The sequence below is a fragment of the Planctomycetia bacterium genome, from assembly GCA_034440135.1.
GTDB lineage: Bacteria > Planctomycetota > Planctomycetia > Pirellulales > JALHLM01 > JALHLM01.
In genome coordinates this window covers 1-15,987 of record JAWXBP010000214.1, presented here as the reverse complement: position 1 = coordinate 15,987, position 15,987 = coordinate 1, and the positions used below count along the sequence as shown (strand labels likewise).

Genomic DNA, 15,987 nt, shown 5'->3' with positions numbered 1-15,987 from the left:
ATCCGTTTGTGCATCGTCGTGTTTCATGCCAAACTTATAGCGCCCCACACGCTCCCCCGCCAGAGGCTAAAAAATCACCGCCTCTACGGGCTAGTGTTGGGGCGTCGAGCTAGTGTTTGCGGATCGGAGTACGTACTACGTCAATTGTTCCAGCGGCACCGCTTCGTCGATCAGCATGATCGGCAGGTCGTCGACGATCGGGTACATCAACTTCCCGTCCTGCCGCACCAGGCCGCCGTCGATCGGGCGCTCCACCACGCGGCCGACGCGATTGCGCAGCGTGCCGGCGACGATCTTCTTGTTTGCCGCTTGGATCACCGCCGGTTCGGCGGGCGTCAACGTCGTGCGGTCGTCGGGACAGACCAGCTGGCTCAGCAAATCGGGATCAATCACTCGGCGGCTCCTGGCTGGCACGGCCGGTCGCCATCAGAACAAAAGACGCCCGGCATGGCGTCATTCTATGCCCTGCGCCGTTGCGGTTGAACCGGCGGCGCAACGAAAAAAGACGCCTCTCCCAAGCGGACTTGGCAGAGACGTCTTTTTGCTGTCTGGCCGAATTAGGCTTCCACTTGGGCCGTGATCGACCGGGTGCGGGCGCGGCGCGGGACTTTCGCGACGCTCCATTCCTTGGTCAGCGACTCGAAGACTTCCGGCGATTCGTAGCGGACGATGTTTCTACCCTCTGGCATCGGACCAACCAGGCCGCGGTAGACGGGGGAGCCCCGCAGGCCTAAATCAGTGCTGCAATCATCGACTCCGATCTGGGTGTGCATCCGTTGCACCGCGTCATGTTTGACATAATCCTTAATTCGCAGTTTCCCATCGACACCGCGAGTCACGACGCGAATGACATCCTTGGGCATAGTCGCCGTTACCTCTCCTGTTATGGTGCTAAAGGTCGTTCAGCGTGGGCACTTCCAACTATCGGCCCGCGCGTCGTGCGAGGAACAACCACGGGCCTTCGCCCGCTATGACGCGGCATTGCGCCAGAATCGCTAGGTCGCGCGCTTCAGGCGCGTCCCGCGCGATTGCGCGCACGACTTGCCGACTCGGCCGATGATCCGGGCATTTCAGCCCACGTCGCGCTGTACTGCGCCGAGAGCGCAGATTGCACGGATAGGTGAACCTGAAACCGGCGAATCGAGTCTCCGGTAGGTGCGGATCGACGGCGTCCAACGTCAACGGTCCGTTCGGGTTGCGTGAGATTTCATCCGCGACACTGGGAACAGCCTGGGGGCAACTCTGTTCACCCCCTGTGGTGATGATTAGAATAAGGGGGTGGATTCTACGGATTCCTCCTGGACTGCGTCCGGCCAAGTCGGGCGTGGGAATGGTGGCGTTGTAAGTCCCTCCCGTAACGTTGGGGAAGATCTTGGGCACGCCGCGCGGCATCGCCCGGGGGCGCGCTGGGCTCGCCTCCCGGCGATGGCGTGACAGCATTTGCTCGGTGCCCGCGATTGGTCCGACCGGGAGGGAGTATGTCGTTTGCCGCTTCGAGTGACGCGTTGAGTGCGAGCGTGTTGGTTCTGAACCGCATGTACATGGCGGTTCATGTGATCAACGTGCGTCGGGCGTTTTCGTTGCTTTGCCGCGACCTGGCCGAGGTCATCCACCTCGAATCCGGCCAGTACGCCAACTACGACTTCGGGTCGTGGCGCGAAGTCAGCGAGTTGCGCGCCCACTTCAAGGAGCCGCACGAGGACTGGATCCGCGCCGTCAACTTCGAAATCCAAGTCCCGCGGGTGATCCGCCTCTTGGCCTACGACCGGTTGCCGAAGCAAACTGTCCGGTTCAACCGCCGCAACATCTTCGCGCGGGACAACAACCGCTGCCAATATTGCGGGAAGCGGTTCCCGACGAGCGAGCTGAGCCTCGACCACGTGATGCCGCGCAGCCGTGGCGGCGATACGACCTGGGAAAATATCGTGTGCAGTTGCGTGGCGTGCAATGTCCGCAAAGGCGGCCGCACGCCCACCGAAGCCCACATGCACCTGGTCCGCCAGCCGTACAAGCCGAAGCGCAGCCCACTGCTGAGTATTAAACTCGGCAACCCGAAGTACGAAAGCTGGAAGAGTTTTCTGGACAGCGCGTACTGGTCGGTGGATTTGAAGTAGCATGGATCGCTTTACGCGACTTGAAATCGAAACGCGAATAAGCCCAGGGAAGGCCCTCAAAGACTTGGTCATCATCCAAAGTCTACGAAGGCCTTCCCTGGGTGTTTTTTCGCGTGAGCGGCGTATCTACGAAACGCCCGTCAGCGCGGCGCGTTGAAAATCGCCAATAACTTCCGCCCGCGATGCAACCAATACAGTTCGCGCTCGCCCGGCGGGTTCGAGGTCAGCGGCTGCGGATACCCGAACGTTTCGCCGCCGTCGATCACGACGACGCCCGGTTGGCGATGTTCATCGTCGATGGCTTCGAAGACGAAATGTTCCTCGCCAAAGAAGTGCGCCAGTTTCACCAGTCGTGGTTGGTGAAAGCCTTCGGTGGAAAGCCGGCGCAGATAGCGGTCCGCCGTGGCGCGCTGACCGGCCGTGATTTCGGCGGCGTCCGTGTCGCGTAACTCCGCGTGCTCGGCTTGCCAGCCGCAGTAAATGGCGAAGATGTCGGCCGGCGGGTAATCCAGCAGGTCGATGCCCAAAGCATGCACCGCCGGTCCGGCCAAACCAACGCCGGAGAATCCGCCCTGCGGCAATGCGTATTCAAATCGAAAGAGATGGCACTCGACCTGCTCGTCGAAGCCGGGCCAATGCATTGTTTGCGAGTCAACCAGCTCCATCTGCTGCGGTGCAAGTCCAAATTGCGCCGGCTCAGCAAGCCAGGCCGCCAGGTCTCCTTCGCCCCGCGCCGCGCTGCTGCGCATCTCGGCCGGCGCTTTGTCGAGCGCACCGACCTCTTCCAAGTACGCGAGCGCTCTGGTCCGCACGGCTGGCTCGTGCGTCAGCGCGACGAGTTGCCGCACGCCGGATTTATCTCCCAGGCGCGCGATCGCGCATGCCGCCTCGGCGCGCAGTCGCCGATGTCGCAGTTCGAGCACCTGATTTAATTTGCCGATCACGCTCGCGTCGCCGATTAAGGCGAGCGCGTCGCACAAGGCGATCACCAACGAGAGCGATGAATCCAACACCTCGGTCGCGGCCTTCAATTCCGCGGCGCTAGTGAACGGCGTTTCTTCCAATCGCTTGAGCCGCTGCGCCATGGCGCCCAGTAACGTGGCAAGTTGCTGCACGCGCTCCGCAGCCGGATGGCGCTGGCAGCGTTTGGAGCGAAACAGAAAATTCGCCAAGTCCAGCACGCCGCTCGCCAACCGCGGATTGCTCAACGATTCCAGCAACGCCGGAAAGATCGCGCCTACGTCGTACGTGCGGCGCTGAAACAGCGGCGTCAGCGACGTATCCACTTGCTGAGCGCCGACCGGAAATAGCCCTGTCCAACACGCCAGCACCGCCGGATCGTCGCTCAGCACCAAGCTGCGCAACAACTGCGTCTGCGCCGTGGGCGCCGCGCGCAGTCGCTGCATCAACGCGGATACCTGATCCAAAAGCGCCGGGGTCCAAACCCGTGCCGGCGCCTCGGGTGCCGCATCCAGGCGCGACAGCAACGCGGTCAGCGGAGCATCCAAGGTCCCGTCGACGGCGTTGGTGTCCGAGACCAACGCCGAGAGCATTTCCTCCGCTTCCGCCGGCCACTGGAGCGTCAGCCCCCTGGCGCGTTCCCGCCAGGCGGCCTGCTCCTCCCGGGAGAGTGGCGGATATTCGCGGAGCGATTCCAGTAGTTGAATCAATTCGGCTTGCATGCCCGACCAAACTAACCCGAAGCGCCAGCGAGGGGGAGTAGCCGTCGCGAACACGCTCCGAATCGTGCTGAAAACGACGATTTTCCGGGAAAAAAGCCCAGGGAAGGCCCCCATAGTCGAAGTTATCACCCACGACTGGGGTGGCCTTCCCTGGGCTTGGACGGCCATTGGATGGACATTGAACGGCCGTTAAACCTGCCGCCACTTCTCCCTTCCGTCAAAAACCGTTTTTGAGGGCTTGATCGTTTGTTGGGCAGAGGCTTATACTCAGTCGCTTTCGACCAGCCAGCAACCCGTCCGGTCTAGCGATATGAAGATTCGCGCCAGCGTCAAAAGAGTCTGCGAAAACTGCAAAATCGTTCGCCGCCGCGGCGTGGTGTTCGTCGTGTGCCAAAATCCGCGTCACAAGCAGCGCCAGGGCTAGGAGTTCCAACGAGTCATGCCACGTTTGATGGGTGTCGACATTCCGAACGATCGCCCGGCGGTGATCAGCTTGCAGTACCTCTACGGCGTGGGGCCGAAGGTGGCGCGCGAGCTGTGCCACAAAGCCGGCGTGGATCCGCACGTCAAGGCCCGTGAATTGGGCGAAGATGAGCTGGCCCGTATGGCCGCCTTGTTGGACAAGGACTACGTGGTGGAAGGCCAGTTGCGCCGCCAAGTGGCCCAGAACATCTCGCGCCTGCGCGATATTAGCTGCTACCGTGGCATCCGCCACCGCCGCGGCCTGCCGGTCCGTGGCCAACGCACACGAACCAACGCTCGTACCCGCAAAGGCCCGAAGAAGACCGTGGCCGGCAAGAAGGGCGTCAAGGACTTGAAGTAAGCGGTCGCCGCTCTTCTGTAGCCGAGGTCGGTGACGTCGGCCGAGTCCAAATCAGATCAAGAATTCAAGTCAACCGATGCCGGCGGGGAGCCGAACGAACGTGTCGAAAGCCAAGCGTAGAAAAGTCCGCCGCAACGTCACGATGGGCGTCGCCCACATCAAAGCGACGTTCAACAACACCCAGGTTACGATCACCGACAACAAGGGTGACGTGCTTTGCTGGGCCAGCGCCGGCACCAGTAACTTCAAGGGAAGCCGGAAAAGCACCCCGTTCGCCGGGCAGTGCGCTGCTCAGCAATGTGCCGAGAAGGCCATGAAGTTCGGCGTCAAGGAACTGGAAGTCCGCGTCAAGGGGCCCGGGTCGGGTCGCGAAAGCGCGATCACGGCCCTGCAATCGGCCGGCCTGACCATCAAGACCATTGAAGACGTCACCCCGTTGCCTCACAACGGCTGCCGTCCGCCTAAGAAGCGCCGCGTCTAAGTCGCTGGCGAAGTCGATCCCACTCAACCGTTATCGAAGATTGAAGATTCATGGCTCGTCATACTGGACCTGTTTGCCGACTCTGTCGCCGCGAAGGGATGAAGCTGTTCCTCAAGGGAACCCGCTGCGATACCCCCAAGTGCGCCATCGAACGCCGCGACACCGCCCCGGGCATGCACAATTCCCGCCGGACGAAGTTGACTGACTATGGCGTCCACCTTCGCGAAAAGCAGAAGGTCAAGCACTATTACGGCATTCTGGAACGGCAGTTCCGCACTTATTTCAGGTTGGCCACGCGCTACCACGGCAATACCGGGGATGCGTTGATGAGCCTGCTGGAACGGCGGATGGACAACATTGTCCACCGCGCCGGCTTCGGCCTGAGCCGCGCCCAGGCGCGGCAATTGATTCGCCACGGCCATTTCACGGTCAACGGTCGCCGGGTCGACGTGCCCAGCTACCTGATGAAGCCGGGCGACGTGATCCGCGTCAAGAACCGCATCAAAAGCCTGTCGGCCGTCCAGACCTGTCTGGCGGAAAACAGCCGGGAAGTCCCCGACTTCCTCTCCCGCAACGAAGGCGTCGGGATTCCCGAAGCCGTCGTGCAGCGGCTGCCCGAGGCGGGCGACGTTTCGATTCCGGTGCAGACGCAGTTGATCGTCGAGTTGTGCTCCAAGTAACAAGCGTGAAGCAAGGGGAGTGGACTAATGCGCATTCGTTGGCGTGGATTTGAGCTTCCGAGTCTGGTTACTTGCGAACGGTCGTCGCTGACTTCGACGTACGGCAAATTCGTGGCCGAACCGTTCGAACGCGGCTTCGGCGTCACCGTGGGCAATAGCCTGCGCCGGATTCTGCTTTCCAGCTTGGAAGGCAGTGCCATTACGCAAATTAAAATCAACAACGCCCAGCACGAGTTCACCACGCTCGCGGGCGTCGTGGAAGACATGACCGACATCGTCTTGAATATCAAGGCGCTGATCGTCAAGAACCACAGCGATCAGACGAAAGTCGTCTCGATCGACAAGACCACCAAGGGCGTGATCACCGGCCATGATGTAATCTGCGACTCGACGGTCCAGATCATCAACAAGGATCACGTAATCGCCACGTTGACGGACGACGTGCCGTTCCGCGTGGAAATGGTCATCGAAAACGGCCGTGGGTACATCCCCGCCACCGAGCACATGGCCAAGGACCACGAAATCGGCATCATCCCGCTCGACGCCGTGTTCAGCCCGGTCGTCCGCGTGCGTTACGAGATCGAAGAAACCCGCGTCGGCCAGAAGACGAACTACGACAAACTCACGCTGGAAATCTGGACCAACGGTTCGATCGGCCCCGAGATGGCCCTGGTCGAAGCCGCCAAGATTCTTCGCAAGCATCTCAACCCGTTCGTCCAGTACAGCGAGTTGGGTGCGCAGGTCCACGCCGAAGGGCGCGGGCTGGGCGGCCTGATCGATTCCGCCACCGAGCAGAAGCTCAATATGAGCCTCGCGGAGTTGAATCTCTCGGTGCGGGCCAGCAATTGCCTGGAGTCGGAAAACATCCGTACCGTACGGGATCTGGTCACCAAGTCTGAGGATCAGCTCCTCGATGTCCGGAATTTCGGCGATACGACGCTCAACGAAGTCAAGGAAAAGCTCACCGATCTGGGGCTCCGCCTCGGGATGCGAGTGCCGACGACGGCCCGCGTGTAAGTCGATCAGCCAATCTCTGTTGTGGCACGGTCTCCCGACCGTGCCACGGCTTAGTAGGCGATAAAAAAGTGGAGACCTTCGGTCGGTGCGGTGACATGGTCGGGAGACCATGTCACAACCATCGAGGCCATGCCACATTTCGCATTGTTGAAATTGAGAACACCGCAGTCAGGAAGTCAGTTCCATGCGTCATCGTAAACGCGGCCGCCGATTGGGTCGCAGCTCCAGCCACCGTCGGGCGATGTTTCGCAACATGGCCAGTTCCTTGTTCCTTACGGAGCGGGACGCCGAAGGCGAAGCCAACGCGCCCAAGGTGAAGGGCCGCATTGTCACCACCGTCGAAAAGGCCAAGGAGATTCGCTCCCTGGTCGAGAAATGCATCACCGTCGCCCGGCATGCCTTGCCGGCCATGGAAAATGCCAAGCAGTTCGGCACCGACGCCGCGCGCAACACCGAAGCCTGGAAGTCGTGGCGCAAGAGCGCCAAGCACAACCAATGGGTGCAAGCCATGGCCCCGGTAGTGAATGCTCGCCGCCGCGCAATCCAAATGCTCGGCGACAAGCAGGCCGTGCGGATTCTGTTCGACGACGTGGCGCCACGCTTCGAAGGTCGCCCCGGCGGTTACACCCGCGTAGTGCGCCTCGCCACGCCGCGACTGGGTGATGCGGGCGAGCGGGCGATCCTGGAATTCGTCGGCGTCCGCGATCGCGTCACGCAAAAGTCGTCCAAGCCGAAGTTCGAGACGACGAACGCTTAGTCCGCAAAAATGCGCTGGTCCTCCCTAAGCCCAGGGAAGGCCCCCAAAGATTCTCAATGCAATCCAAGCCCGGGGAGGCCTTCCCTGGGCTTTTTTTGTAGAATCGTCGTGCCCATTCGTCACGCGCCATTGCACAAATCCGTTCACTCGGAGCCGCCATCGACGACAACCCGTATCGGTCTCCCGAGGCGCTCGCTCCGCAGTTCACGCAGTACTTCGTGAGTACCATCGCGTACGTGAAAGCCTTTGCAGTCTACTATCTGCTTTCGCTGGTAGTTGGATTTGGCGTCGGCTTGGTCATCGGCATGGTCACCGCACTTGTATTAGGCGGCGCAGGTTTGGATTTGACGCAGATCCAGATTATTACCGGCATCCTCGGGGTCCTCGCCGGCATTCCAGTGCATTTCTTCTGTTTCCGCTTCGCCATCGAGCGGTTCATCTTGAAAGAATTGAACTCACGCCTCGGATAGCGTTATGGATCGATATAGCCCGTCCGCCGGCTTCGACTTCACCGGCCACATCCGCCGACTTTGTCACGACATGGTCGCGCGGGTCGAAGAATTCTCGCATGTCGATATGCGACGCGTGGCGATTCGCTACTGCCAGACGCGTAAAGCGGTCTCGCACGGCATTCAAGCCTCGCTGACGCCGCTCCGCTTCGAGCAAGGCAGTCTGTTCATGACCCGCCGTCGCCGGCGTTGGACGATTCAACGGCTGCACGATCCGTCCGGCACGGAGATGCTCTACCTGCTGAGCTTCTACCTGCCGCGGTTCCAGCAATTGCCGTTCGAGGAAAAGCTCATCACCGTGTTCCACGAACTGTGGCACATCGGCCCGGCGTTTGACGGCGATATCCGTCGCTTGCCGGGCCGCTGCCACGTGCATTCCTCGAGCAAATGCGAATACGACGCCGAGATGAAACGCTTCGTCGACAAATGGCTGAGCCGGAATCCGCCCCCGTCGCTGCACGAATTCCTCCGCCACAACTTCCGCCAACTCGCCCAAGCCCACGGCGGCGTCTTCGGCACGCGGATCCGCACGCCAAAGCTGATTCCGTGCGACGAGCAAGCGGCGTAGAGCTGTAAGCAGCGCTCGTCCAGTCAAGCCCAGGGAAGGTCCTCGACGACGTGGACGATAAAAAAGTCTCCGAGGACCTTCCCTGGGCTTAGCGGCAACAACGCCATACCCAAAATCGCCGACTCGTCGCCGCTCTGTCGCCGCGTTATGCTAGCGGGACCGTGGCCCTCCTATCTCTTCGCCTCAAGCCCACAGCCACCCCATGCTTCCCGGCATCAAGCAATTCGATCTCACCGGCAAAGTGGCCATCGTCACCGGCGCATCGAAAGGACTCGGCCAGGCCATGGCCGCCGGGCTGGCTTCCGCCGGCGCGGATTTGCTGATCACCAGCCGGCATCTTGAGGAAGGCCAGGCCGCGGCCGAAGAGCTCGCCCGCGACTACGGTCATCGCGCCATCGCCGTCCGCGCGGATGCCGCGTCGCCGGAAGATAATCAAGACATGGTCGCTCGAGCGCTCGAGGAATACGGCAAGGTCGATATCTTGATTGCCAATGCGGGCATTAACATCCGCGGCCCAATCGATGAGCTGTCCTTAGCGCAATTCCAGCAAGTCATTTCGACCAACGTCGATGGCGTCTGGCTCGCTGCCCGAGCGGTAACGCCGCACATGAAGTCGCGCAAGTACGGCCGCATTATCTGCATCGCGAGCACCCTGGGCGTGGTGGGCCTGTCCGATCGCACGCCGTACGCCGCCAGCAAGGGCGCCGTGGTGCAACTCACGCGAACGCTCGGCTTGGAGTTGGCCCAGCATGGCATCACTTGCAACGCCATCTGCCCGGGCCCGTTCCTGACGCCGATGAACATTCCGATCGCCGACTTGGAGCAAACGAAAAAATCGATCGTCGGCGCCGTGGCCCTGGAACGCTGGGGGCAAATGCACGAAATCCAAGGCGCCGCCATCTTCCTGGCCAGCGACGCCTCCAGCTACACCACGGGCAGCCTGGTCATGGTCGACGGCGGCTGGACGGCGAGGTAGTGTTGGAAGTCCTAATTTCTAAAACTTAATGTCGAATCAAATTTGAATAACGAATCTCGAAGTGACGATCACTGCCATTCACAAAAACTAGCGCGAAATCTGATCGTTCAAACATTTGACATTCAAATTTGATTCGACATTCTGATTTAGAAATTAGAAATTCCTCCATCGGTTCACTAGCGCAAACAACCAACTTGCCTCATGCATATCGTCGTCACCGCCGTCGGTCCGGATCATCGCGGGTTGGCGGATCCGATTATTCATCACGTTACGGGTCAAGGCGCGAACATCGCCGAGATCCAGATGTACGACCATGACGAACGCGGGCTGTTCGCCATGTTGTTGCGCATCGAGCTGCCGGCGGCGCAGTTCCCCGCGCTACGCCCCGCGCTGGAAGAAATCGGTCGACTAAAACAACTCTCCGTGCGCGTCTGGAGCGCCGAGGAACGCGCCTCGCGGCCGCGCCTGGCGATCTGCGTCACGCAACGCACGGAGCCGCCGTTGGCGATCCTACGCGCGATTCGCGACGGGCGCATTCGCGCCGAAGCGGCGGTGATGATCGGCAATCGCCCCCATTGCCGCTCCTTGGCGGAACAGTTCAACGTCGATTGGCGGCAGATCGACGACGGCGATGGCGATCCAGATGACACGCGGCTGATGGATCTCTGCGACGAATACCAGGTCGATTACATCCTGCTCGCCCGCTACATGCGCATTCTGCCGGCGGAGAGTTGCTGGAAATATGCCGGCGGCCGGATCATCAATCTGCATCACGGCCTGCTGCCAAGCTTCCGCGGCATGCGGCCCTACCACGACGCGTACGCTAGTCGCATGCTCACCTACGGTGCGACCTGCCACTTCATCGTGCCGGAACTCGACGCTGGCAATCAGATCATCTACCAATCAACCTATTCCGTCCCGCCGGGCACGCCGCTCGCGGAAGTCATTCGCCTGGGCCAGGAAGACAACGAACCCCATTGCCTCGTGGAAGGCGTCCGCCGCGTCGTCGATCGCGAAGTGCAACTGCACTTCCATCGCGTGGTGGCCGTCAAGAAATAAACGCGCGGCTGACGGTTACGTCGCCACGCGCACGTCCCAAGTCGCGGCCAGCAGCATCACGGCCAGAGACGTGCCGCACGCCAGCACGTAGCCGGGCCCGATAATGAACGCCCCGGGCGTGATCATGCCCAAGACGGTAAACCAGGCCATGAAAAGGCGTTGAAAAAACGTCTGTCCGCGCGAGCCGGCTGAAAAACGGGCGCCAGCGGCGCTCAACAAGCCGACCACCTGCGCAGCGGCCAAGAGGCCGATCGCCATGAGAGGGTCCATGCGTCATGCATCTCCTGCGGGGGAGCATCCAGCAGCCGCACGCGATGGGTCAGATCGCCGTCGGCCGAGAACACGCATCCATGCGAGTTCGGATACCCAATGTGATAGCGAATCCGATGCCATGGAACAATCCGAGTTCGCGCCGTGCGTATCGCCAACGCCGTTAACCAGCGTGTCCGCAACAGCTTCGGCCATGAGAATAATTTCTCCGGCCCATAACCTTGCCGATTCAGTTTTGAAAAAACTTCCGCGATCTTCGGTAAAATCACGCAAGTCTTACGCGCCACCGGTCGACGCGCGCGGGCCTGCGCGCAACAATCCCCAGGATGTCCAACCCCGCTCAAAAAACCGAACGCGTCCTCTGGATCATCATGGCCGCCGTGTTGGTCTGGGGAACTTTCCACGCCGTCGGCGCCTACCTCTTTAACCACAACTGGCAACGCCCCGCCATGGTCCTCGGCTGCGTAGCAACCTTCCTAGCCTGGTGGGCCTGGCTCCTAAGAACCAAAAACCGTAGATCAGGCGCCCCCAACGAAGTCCCATAACGCAACACGAACGTCATCCCGCCGCCACATCCCAACTCGCGCCAACTAATTGCCTGACGGAACCCACCACGTCCCGGCTCCCCAACTCATCACTCATCACTCCGCAATCATCACTTCCCCCAAATCTCCGCCTAGCCGTATCTCCCCTCACGGCCTATGTTTATAGTGTAAACGCCGCCTGAGAACGCGCACGGAACCAGGCGTCACGGACGAGCCGCGAGGAGGGGAGCACGCGATGTCGCGAGGGAACACGATTCCGTTTCAACGCCGGTTGGCGCCGGTCGATTTCAGTGAACGCGGGGTGGAAAACCTTTCCATCGGCGAATACCTGATCCAACGCCTGATGGATTACGGAATCCAGGACATCTTCGGCATCCCCGGAGACTACATCCTCAGCTTCTACTCCATGCTGGAGCAGAGTCCCATCCGCGTGATCGGCTGCTGCAGCGAGGACAACGCCGGGTTCGCCGCCGACGCCTACGCCCGCATCACCGGCATGGGCGCCGTCTGCGTCACTTACTGCGTGGGCGGTTTCAAGCTCACCAATCCCATCGCCGGCGCCTACGCCGAAAAATCGCCCGTGGTGATGATCACCGGCTCCCCTGGCGTCCGCGAGCGGTTCAACAACCCGCTGCTGCACCACCGCGTCCGCGATTTCCGCACGCAGCTCGAAGTCTTCGAGAAAATCTGCGTCGCCGGCACCGAGTTGAACGACCCGCTGGTCGCCTTCCGCGAAATTGACCGCTGCCTGGAAGCCGCCGCGCGCTACAAGCGCCCGGTCTACATCGAAATCCCGCGCGACATGGTCAAGGTCGTCCCCGGCGCGCCGTACGAACCATCGATCAGCCCGCCGCAAAGCGATCACGACGCGCTGGCCGAAGCGGTCCAGGAAGCCGGCGATCTGGTCCGCCGCGCGCGCCGGCCGATCATCATCGCCGGCGTCGAAGTCCACCGTTACGGCCTGCAAGACGCGCTCTTGCAACTGGCCGAAGGCTCCGGCATCCCCATCGCCAGCACGATGCTCGGTAAAAGCGTCGTCGCCGAAACGCATCCGCTCTATGCCGGTCTGTACGAAGGGGGCATGGGTCGCGAGGAAGTGACGAAGTTCGTCGAGGACAGCGATCTCATCGTCCTCCTCGGCACGTTCATGACCGATATCGACCTCGGCATTTACACCGCCAATCTCGATCCCAGAAAGTGCATCTTCGCCACCAGCGAGCAGTTGCAAATCCGCCATCACCACTATCACGGCGTGCTGCTGGAAGATTTCATCCACGGCCTCGCCGAGCAGCGGCTCGATCCGCCGCCCAGAAAAGTCCCGCCGTTGCCGCCCGGCTGGGGCGATGATTTTCGCTTGAAACCGGAGGCCCCGATCACGATCACCCGCCTGATGGCGCGGCTCAACCTGGAACTCGACGAGAACACGATCGTGATCGCCGACGTCGGCGACGCCCTGTTCGCGGCCAGCGAACTGGTCACGCACGGCCGCACCGAGTTCATCTCGCCCGCCTACTACACGTCGATGGGCTTCGCCGTCCCCGCGGCCTTAGGCGCCGGCGTCGCGCGGCCGCACCTGCGCACGGTCGCCATCGTCGGCGACGGCGCGTTCCAGATGAACGGCCAGGAACTCTCCTCGATCGTCCGGCTCGGGTTCAACACGATCGTGATCATCCTCGACAACAAAGGCTACGGCACCGAACGCTTCCTCCACCCCGGCGACTTCAACGACATCCACCCCTGGGCCTACCACAAGCTCCCGGAAATCTACGGCGGCGGCACCGGCTACGAAGTCCGGACCGAACTAGAATTCGACCAGGCCTTACGCGCCGCCTGGGAAGACACGAGCGCCATGAGCATCATCCAGGTGCATATTGCGCTGGATGACGTAAGCAAGGCGCTGCGGCGGTTGGCTGAGAAGCTGAGTAAGCGGGTCTGAGGACTAGCGGCAATAGTCCGTTAACCTACAATGAACCTGCATTATTGCCGTCATCTACACTCCTACTTTTCTCAGGTGCCCCGTGTCGTTGTCCCATACGAAACCAATGCTTGAGGGCGCGGTCGAGATTGAGAGTTACTTGCCAGCGTCTGTTGCGAACATTGATGACCCGCAAACAGATCTCCCGAGGATCGCGAAGAATCAGGCCTTGATGACGGAGATCGAGCGGGCGATTCCGCTAGTTCCCACGTGGCATAAGCTGTTTCGGCGAGATTCTCGCGATCTGCTTGCGGAATTGAATTCCGTTCATCTGGTTCTTACATCGCCACCTTATTGGACTCTGAAGGAATACAATAAGTCAAAGGGCCAACTTGGTGATATCGCCAGCTACGAAGCATTCCTAGACGAACTCGACAACGTTTGGAGAAAGTGTTTTGACGCCTTGGTTCCAGGCGGGCGACTTATTTGCGTTGTCGGCGACGTTTGCCTTTCGCGTCGGCAGAATGGCGGACGCCACACCGTCGTGCCTTTGCATGCTTCCATTCAAGAGCGCTGCCGTGCCATCGGATTTGACAACCTTGCCCCGATTATTTGGTACAAGATTGCCAACGCGCAGCTCGAGGCCGACGGCAATGGCTCCAGTTTTCTTGGCAAGCCGTACGAACCGAATTCTGTCATTAAAAATGACATCGAGTTCATCTTGATGCAGCGAAAGCCAGGCGGTTATCGCACCCCGCGGCTCGCCGCGCGAATTCTGAGTCTTATTTCAGAGCCGAATCATCGCACGTGGTTTCAGCAGATCTGGCAAGGCGTTACGGGGGCCTCGACGCGCAATCATCCGGCGCCATATCCCATGGAGTTGGCGTCGCGCCTCATTCGCATGTTTTCCTTTGTCGGAGATACGGTATTCGATCCGTTCATGGGAACGGGAACGACATCGCTTGCAGCAGCGCTGTGTGGTCGCAATAGCATCGGTTGCGAAGTGGATCCAGAGTACTTCGCATATGCTCATAAAAGAGTCTCATCTAAAACGTCGGGGTTGTTCAGCACGACAACCGTCGATGCGGTCCAATAGAATCTGCGAATGGATCAGCTCCTCGTCAACTTGGAACGGCGCCTCCGGCGAGCGATCAAACAATTCTGGTCGACACGCGGCTTGCAGGCCAATCGTCAGGGCGGCGATGTCGGCGACAAGGATCGGGGCGACCGAAGCGCTGTGACCGGCGGAAGGCATCTTGATGGATTTGGAGAACTCATCGCTGCGCTGCTTGAGGAGGCGGGGCTTCAACGCGCGACGATCTATTGGAGGAAGAAAACCGAACTGCCAGGTTGGTATCGGGCGGAGAAAAGTTGGGACCTGCTGGTGGTCGCCGACAAGCGATTGGTCGCCATTGTGGAGTTCAAATCTCATGTAGGATCGTTTGGGAACAACTTCAACAACCGCGTCGAAGAATCGCTGGGAAATGCTGTCGACCTTTGGGCTGCTTATGAAGAAGGTGCTTTTCGCCCATCTGATCGACCCTGGTTGGGCTACTTCATGTTGCTTGAAGACGCGCCGAAGTCCACCGCCGCCGTGCGTGTGAGGGAGAGGCATTTTGACGTATTTCCAGAATTCAAGAATTCGTCTTACGCCGAGCGATACATGCTGTTGCTGACAAAGCTCGTGCGGTCGCGACTCTATGATTCAGCGTGTTTGATCTTGTCGCCCGAAGTGCTGCCAAGACCGGCAACTATCGAGAAATAAGTGACGAGCTAACGTTCCAGAACTTCACAGCATCGCTACTCGCGCGCGTGATTGCCGTTGCCAGAACGCAACCTCCTTTGCCACGCGCCGAACCAAAAATTGAAGCCGGCAATGAGCCACCTGTGGATGAAAGCTAGCGGCGTGAGCCCAGCACCGCCATCAATTTAAAAACACTTCGCGCCGCGCCCCCACGCCAACCAATACCCCAAACCCGCGCCGGCTAATAGCCCGACAAGATCGACGTCGATTCCCGTCAGGCACGGCTTTGGCATCCTCTTGGGACGTGGTGGCGATGCTTCGCTTCGCTGGGCTGGGCCATTCACTTCGTCGGCGGTGCCTGACCTACCGTTTTTGGACGTCAAATACATGGTCGGCGAAGCGCCAATGTATCCTCGGCCATTGCCGCGAGTTACAATGCTTCTATGACACCCATCATCCGCGACGTCAGTGACCTGGGGGACGACGAACGTCGGGCGTTTGAGCTCGTTCTCGGTCAGCCGTTGCGCGACGACCAGCAGATCGTTCTGGGCGTGCGGCCATCGAGCAGATCGGCCGAGGTCGAGCCGGCGGAACAGCGAAGCGATTCCATCCCTGATTGGTGGCAAGTCTACGCAGGACTGAGCGACGCCGAAATCGACCAACTCGACGCCCCCATTCGTCAACGCGCAGATTTTACGCGGGCCTTTGGCGAATAGTGGAACCCGCGCTGCTTGATACCGACATGCTGTCGGAGCTTTGGAAGCTTCGCGATCCGATCGTGCAGCAAAGCGCGTTACTCTATCAATCCGAGCACGGCGCGTTCGCTTTCTCGGCCATGACGCGTTAT

20 protein-coding genes are annotated in these 15,987 nt (G+C 60.4%); 16 read left to right on the top strand and 4 right to left on the bottom strand.

The annotated features are described in order from the left end of the window. Window positions 1–135: 135 nt before the first annotated feature. Together SGJ19_12415 and SGJ19_12410 are read right to left on the bottom strand one after the other, a co-directional pair. Window positions 136–393 carry a hypothetical protein gene (locus tag SGJ19_12415; GenBank protein ID MDZ4781050.1) on the bottom strand — a complete coding sequence of 86 codons (258 nt, stop codon included), beginning with the start codon at window positions 391–393 and terminating at the stop codon, window positions 136–138. A gap of 164 nt (window positions 394–557) precedes the next feature. Beyond that, complete coding sequence (locus SGJ19_12410; protein MDZ4781049.1) at window positions 558–863, bottom strand: hypothetical protein; 306 nt, start codon at window positions 861–863, stop codon at window positions 558–560. A 615-nt stretch (window positions 864–1,478) separates the two neighbouring features. Here SGJ19_12410 and SGJ19_12405 point away from each other — a divergent pair. Then, window positions 1,479–2,114, top strand: a complete 636-nt coding sequence (locus SGJ19_12405) for an HNH endonuclease (GenBank protein MDZ4781048.1) — start codon at window positions 1,479–1,481, stop codon at window positions 2,112–2,114. A gap of 140 nt (window positions 2,115–2,254) precedes the next feature. On the opposite strand, the gene SGJ19_12400 is transcribed toward SGJ19_12405, so the two are convergent. Next, on the bottom strand, window positions 2,255–3,796 hold the full coding sequence (locus tag SGJ19_12400) for a HEAT repeat domain-containing protein (GenBank protein MDZ4781047.1): 1,542 nt from the start codon (window positions 3,794–3,796) through the stop codon (window positions 2,255–2,257). Between the two features lie 310 nt (window positions 3,797–4,106). On the opposite strand from SGJ19_12400, the gene rpmJ reads away from it, so the two are divergent. The 10 genes from rpmJ to SGJ19_12350 all read left to right on the top strand — a co-directional run bounded on the left by rpmJ (window position 4,107) and on the right by SGJ19_12350 (window position 10,666). Next, complete coding sequence (gene rpmJ / locus SGJ19_12395) at window positions 4,107–4,220, top strand: 50S ribosomal protein L36 (GenBank protein ID MDZ4781046.1); 114 nt, start codon at window positions 4,107–4,109, stop codon at window positions 4,218–4,220. A gap of 15 nt (window positions 4,221–4,235) precedes the next feature. Next, window positions 4,236–4,619, top strand: coding sequence for a 30S ribosomal protein S13 (gene rpsM / locus SGJ19_12390; protein ID MDZ4781045.1), 384 nt, complete (start codon window positions 4,236–4,238; stop codon window positions 4,617–4,619). Window positions 4,620–4,719: 100 nt separating this feature from the next. Then, the gene (rpsK, locus tag SGJ19_12385; GenBank protein ID MDZ4781044.1) at window positions 4,720–5,100 is read left to right on the top strand and encodes a 30S ribosomal protein S11; all 381 of its coding nucleotides are present in this window, start codon (window positions 4,720–4,722) and stop codon (window positions 5,098–5,100) included. Window positions 5,101–5,150: 50 nt separating this feature from the next. Beyond that, window positions 5,151–5,780: a 30S ribosomal protein S4 gene (rpsD, locus tag SGJ19_12380; GenBank protein ID MDZ4781043.1), complete on the top strand. Its 630-nt coding sequence runs from the start codon at window positions 5,151–5,153 to the stop codon at window positions 5,778–5,780. Window positions 5,781–5,807: 27 nt separating this feature from the next. Continuing rightward, window positions 5,808–6,797: a DNA-directed RNA polymerase subunit alpha gene (locus SGJ19_12375; GenBank protein ID MDZ4781042.1), complete on the top strand. Its 990-nt coding sequence runs from the start codon at window positions 5,808–5,810 to the stop codon at window positions 6,795–6,797. Window positions 6,798–6,981: 184 nt separating this feature from the next. After that, entirely contained in the window at window positions 6,982–7,554 is a 573-nt protein-coding gene (locus tag SGJ19_12370) for a L17 family ribosomal protein (protein ID MDZ4781041.1), read from the top strand. Window positions 7,555–7,772: 218 nt separating this feature from the next. Further along, window positions 7,773–8,024 carry a hypothetical protein gene (locus tag SGJ19_12365; protein ID MDZ4781040.1) on the top strand — a complete coding sequence of 84 codons (252 nt, stop codon included), beginning with the start codon at window positions 7,773–7,775 and terminating at the stop codon, window positions 8,022–8,024. Between the two features lie 4 nt (window positions 8,025–8,028). Beyond that, window positions 8,029–8,631, top strand: coding sequence for a putative metallopeptidase (locus SGJ19_12360; GenBank protein MDZ4781039.1), 603 nt, complete (start codon window positions 8,029–8,031; stop codon window positions 8,629–8,631). 202 nt (window positions 8,632–8,833) lie between these two features. After that, complete coding sequence (locus SGJ19_12355; protein ID MDZ4781038.1) at window positions 8,834–9,607, top strand: glucose 1-dehydrogenase; 774 nt, start codon at window positions 8,834–8,836, stop codon at window positions 9,605–9,607. 201 nt (window positions 9,608–9,808) lie between these two features. Then, window positions 9,809–10,666 (top strand): formyltransferase family protein, encoded by an 858-nt coding sequence (locus SGJ19_12350; GenBank protein ID MDZ4781037.1) that lies wholly within the window; start codon window positions 9,809–9,811, stop codon window positions 10,664–10,666. Between the two features lie 15 nt (window positions 10,667–10,681). Here SGJ19_12350 and SGJ19_12345 read toward each other — a convergent pair whose 3' ends face one another. Then, window positions 10,682–10,936 carry a hypothetical protein gene (locus tag SGJ19_12345; protein ID MDZ4781036.1) on the bottom strand — a complete coding sequence of 85 codons (255 nt, stop codon included), beginning with the start codon at window positions 10,934–10,936 and terminating at the stop codon, window positions 10,682–10,684. Window positions 10,937–11,262: 326 nt separating this feature from the next. Here SGJ19_12345 and SGJ19_12340 point away from each other — a divergent pair, with 326 nt between their 5' ends. From SGJ19_12340 to SGJ19_12320, 5 genes are all read left to right on the top strand, one after another. Continuing rightward, on the top strand, window positions 11,263–11,481 hold the full coding sequence (locus tag SGJ19_12340; protein MDZ4781035.1) for a hypothetical protein: 219 nt from the start codon (window positions 11,263–11,265) through the stop codon (window positions 11,479–11,481). Between the two features lie 235 nt (window positions 11,482–11,716). Continuing rightward, window positions 11,717–13,417, top strand: coding sequence for a thiamine pyrophosphate-binding protein (locus SGJ19_12335; protein ID MDZ4781034.1), 1,701 nt, complete (start codon window positions 11,717–11,719; stop codon window positions 13,415–13,417). 106 nt (window positions 13,418–13,523) lie between these two features. Further along, window positions 13,524–14,492: a site-specific DNA-methyltransferase gene (locus tag SGJ19_12330; protein ID MDZ4781033.1), complete on the top strand. Its 969-nt coding sequence runs from the start codon at window positions 13,524–13,526 to the stop codon at window positions 14,490–14,492. 81 nt (window positions 14,493–14,573) lie between these two features. Continuing rightward, complete coding sequence (locus tag SGJ19_12325) at window positions 14,574–15,161, top strand: PaeR7I family type II restriction endonuclease (GenBank protein MDZ4781032.1); 588 nt, start codon at window positions 14,574–14,576, stop codon at window positions 15,159–15,161. Window positions 15,162–15,583: 422 nt separating this feature from the next. Beyond that, a complete protein-coding gene (locus tag SGJ19_12320) occupies window positions 15,584–15,856 on the top strand; it encodes a hypothetical protein (protein ID MDZ4781031.1) in 273 nt (90 codons plus the stop codon). Window positions 15,857–15,987 lie beyond the last annotated feature (131 nt).